Genomic DNA, 612 nt, shown 5'->3' with positions numbered 1-612 from the left:
TCCCGAAAATCGACATTATCAAGGGCATAGCTGGATTTTGCGATAGAGCGATTTGCGCGTCGCCATGGCCCCCGTTATCCTTTCGTTAAGGACAAACTCGAGGAAACCAACATGAAGCGTCTACTTTTTTCGACCATGGCATTCGCATCCGTCTTCGCGATGGCCCCAGCGGCTCATGCAGTTGACTTCACCCCGAACGATCCGGAATTCACCGTTCGCGGCGATATCAACGATGGTACCGTTTCGGCAGATTTTGGCCGTTCGGGCATCGCGGCCGGCACCTTCCAGGATACCTTCAACTTCATTATCGATCAGACCGGTCTGGCTAGCGGCACGCTGAGCACGAACACCACGCGGCTGACGAGCTCGACCGATCTCGACATCCTGTCGGTGTTCATCAACGGCTTCGCAGCAACGAAGACCATTGTCGGCAACGCCGAGTTCTTCGAGCTCAACGACGTCTCGATCGCATCGGGTGTGCCGAACCAGATCGTCGTGAACGGCACGTCGCGTGGCAACGGCTCCTATGCCGGCACCGCGACCTTCGAGCCGACGGCAGCAGTTCCCGAGGCTGGTACCTGGGCAATCATGCTGTTCGGTATCGGCGGGATC

At 57.7% G+C, this 612-nt stretch carries 1 protein-coding gene; it reads left to right on the top strand.

The window, feature by feature from the left end; translation table 11 throughout:
- Window positions 1-111 precede the first annotated feature (111 nt).
- Window positions 112-612: FxDxF family PEP-CTERM protein (locus tag IFT87_RS20110; protein WP_192191755.1), on the top strand; the 501-nt coding region annotated here is incomplete at its 3' end.

The organism is Sphingomonas sp. CFBP 8765, from assembly GCF_014841445.1.
Taxonomy (GTDB): Bacteria; Pseudomonadota; Alphaproteobacteria; order Sphingomonadales; family Sphingomonadaceae; genus Sphingomonas; species Sphingomonas aerolata.
Note: the sequence above shows the minus strand (reverse complement) of the source record. Positions and strands in the feature narration are given on the sequence as shown.